Source organism: Aminobacter sp. GW821-FHT11F06 (genome assembly GCF_058808215.1).
In genome coordinates this window covers 1-2,767 of sequence record NZ_JBXARL010000024.1, presented here as the reverse complement: position 1 = coordinate 2,767, position 2,767 = coordinate 1, and the positions used below count along the sequence as shown (strand labels likewise).

At 63.1% G+C, this 2,767-nt stretch carries 4 protein-coding genes; all 4 read left to right on the top strand.

Annotation, left to right across the window (positions count from 1 at the left end; genetic code table 11):
- Positions 1–360, top strand: a 360-nt coding sequence (locus AC1RTB_RS26420; RefSeq protein WP_492882229.1) for a sugar phosphate nucleotidyltransferase, incomplete at its 5' end; no start/stop codon positions are given.
- On the top strand, positions 353–916 hold the full coding sequence (gene rfbC, locus AC1RTB_RS26415) for a dTDP-4-dehydrorhamnose 3,5-epimerase (RefSeq protein ID WP_492882230.1): 564 nt from the start codon (positions 353–355) through the stop codon (positions 914–916). The genes AC1RTB_RS26420 and rfbC, both read left to right, overlap by 8 nt.
- A complete protein-coding gene (gene rfbB / locus AC1RTB_RS26410) occupies positions 913–1,992 on the top strand; it encodes a dTDP-glucose 4,6-dehydratase (RefSeq protein WP_492882231.1) in 1,080 nt (359 codons plus the stop codon). The genes rfbC and rfbB overlap by 4 nt, the downstream gene beginning before the upstream one ends.
- Positions 1,989–2,767 (top strand): dTDP-4-dehydrorhamnose reductase (gene rfbD / locus AC1RTB_RS26405; protein ID WP_492882232.1); only part of this gene is annotated, 779 nt, incomplete at its 3' end. The genes rfbB and rfbD, both read left to right, overlap by 4 nt.

Sequence of the window (2,767 nt, the reverse complement as noted above, 5' to 3'; positions counted from 1 at the left end):
TATTTCTACGACAATTCGGTCGTCGACATCGCCGCGTCGATCAAGCCATCCGTTCGTGGCGAGCTCGAGATCACCGACGTCAACCGCAGCTATCTCGACCAGGGCAAGCTGCATGTGGTCCGGCTCGGCCGCGGTTATGCCTGGCTCGACACCGGAACCCATGACAGCCTGCACGACGCCTCGTCCTTCGTGCGCACGATCGAACATCGCCAGGGCATCAAGATCATGTGCCCCGAAGAGATCGGTTTTGAGCTGGGCTGGCTGACCGATGAAGAGGTGCTCGCCCGCGCCGCCTCGCTCGGCAAGACCGATTATGCGCGTTATCTCGAACGCCGCGTCAGGGAAATCAGCCATGGTTGAAGTGCGCAATCTTGGCCTGGACGGTGTCTTCGAGATCCGGCCGGCCAAATTCGAAGACGAACGCGGCTTTTTTTCCGAGACCTGGAACGCCGAGAAGCTGGCGTTGGCCGGCATCAGCGTCGACTTCGTCCAGGACAACCAGTCGTTTTCGCGGGCGCGCGGCGTCATGCGCGGCCTGCATTTCCAGCTGCCGCCCTTTGCCCAGGACAAGCTGGTGCGGGTGCTCAGCGGCTCGATCTTCGATGTCGCCATCGACATCCGCAAGGGCTCGCCGAGCTATGGCAAATGGGTCGGGCTGACGTTGTCTGGCAAGGACTGGAACCAGATCCTGGTGCCCAAGGGCTTCGCGCATGGGTTTGTCACGCTCGAACCCGACACCGAGGTCGTCTACAAGGTGTCGGCACCTTATTCGCAGCCGCATGACCGCGCGATCCGCTTTGACGATCCCGACATTGCGGTTGACTGGCCGGTGCCAACAGCCGAAATGATCCTGTCGGCGAAGGATGCTGCAGCACCCTTGCTGGCTCAAGTCGAAACCGGATTTGTCTATTCGTGAAGCACGCTCTCCAAACTGTTCTGGTCACCGGCGGTGCCGGTTTCATCGGCTCGGCCGTCTGCCGCCATCTGGTTGGCACCGGCAACTACCGTGTCGTCAATCTGGACAAGCTGACCTATGCCGGCAACCTGACGTCGCTGCGCGATCTCGAGGGCAATCCCAATTATGCCTTTTACCACGCCGACATCTGCGACACTGACACGGTGCGCCAGATTCTGGCCGACGAGAAGGTCGATCTGGTGATGCATCTGGCGGCCGAAAGCCATGTCGACCGCTCGATCGACGGGCCGATGGCGTTTGTCACCACCAATGTCGTCGGCACCGCAAGCCTTTTGTCGGCCGTTCTCGACCATTGGCGCGGTCTCGACGAGGAGGCGCGCCAGCGTTTCCGCTTCCACCATGTTTCGACCGACGAGGTTTTTGGCGACCTGCCTTTCGATTCCGGCGTCTTCACCGAGGAATCGCCCTACAAGCCGTCATCGCCCTATTCGGCGTCGAAGGCGGCCTCCGATCATTTCGTGCGCGCCTGGCACGAGACCTATGGGCTGCCGGTGGTGCTGTCCAACTGCTCCAACAATTACGGGCCGTATCACTTCCCCGAAAAGCTGATCCCGCTGGTCATTGCCAATGCGCTCGATGAGCAGCCGCTGCCGGTCTACGGCAAGGGCGCCAATGTGCGCGACTGGCTGTTTGTCGAAGATCACGCCAGGGCGCTGGAAGCGGTGATGACCAAAGGTCGGGTCGGCGAGAGCTACAATATCGGCGGCCGCGCCGAGCGCACCAATCTCGAAGTCGTTCAAACCATCTGCACCTTGCTCGATGCACGCCGGCCAAGGGCCGGCGGTCAGTCCCATCTTGACCTCATCGCCTATGTCACCGACCGCCCGGGCCACGACCGGCGCTACGCCATCGACCCGACCAAGAGCGAGCACGAGCTCGGCTGGACGCCTGAGGAAACCTTCGAGACCGGCCTTGCCCGGACCATCGACTGGTATCTCGCCAATGGCTGGTGGTGGCGGCCGATCCGCGAGCAACGCTTCGACGGCTCCCGCCAGGGGCTGGTCGGCGCCAAGTGAAGATCCTGGTCACGGGCATTTCGGGCCAGCTGGCCCGTTCGCTTGCCGTGCGGGCGCAGGGCCAGGTCGAGATCGTGCTGGTCGGCCGGCCCGATCTCGACCTTGAGAACCCGGCGACCTTCGCCCCGGTGCTGAATTCGGTCGCACCCGACATGGTGATCAATGCGGCAGCACATACCGGTGTCGATCAGCAGGAGGACGAGCCCGAGCGGGCCTTTCGCCTCAACGCCGAGGCACCGGCGGAACTGGCGCGGCTGACCAGGCTGGTCGGCATTCCGATCGTCCATATTTCCACCGACTACGTCTTTGACGGCACCTCGACGCGTCCTTATGTCGAGACCGACACGCCCAATCCGCAGACGGTCTATGGCCGCAGCAAACTCGCCGGCGAAGACGCGGTGCGCGCCAACAATCCCGATCACCTGGTCGTCCGCACCGCCTGGGTGGTCAGCCGCTATGGCCGCAATTTCGTCAAGACGATGTTGTCATTGGCAGCCACGCGCGACCACCTCAAGGTCGTGGCTGACCAGTTCGGCAACCCGACCGAGGCGCATGATCTTGCCGATGGCCTGCTGGCCGCGGCAACGGTCTGGCGTCGCGACGGCGGCTTCCCCAGGGGCCTCTACCATCTTGCTGGCCAAGGCCGGGCAAGCTGGTATGAACTGGCAAGCCATGTCCTTGCGGTCAGTGCTTCGCTTGGCGGGCCAACGGCTGTGGTCGAACCGGTCGGCAGCGAGCAATGGCCGGCCAAGGCGGCGCGTCCGGCGAATTCGGA

Bases quoted from the DNA above. Each gene is read 5' to 3' on its own strand.
- rfbC (WP_492882230.1), top strand. From the start codon at position 353: ATGGTTGAAGTGCGCAATCTTGGCCTGGACGGTGTCTTCGAGATCCGG.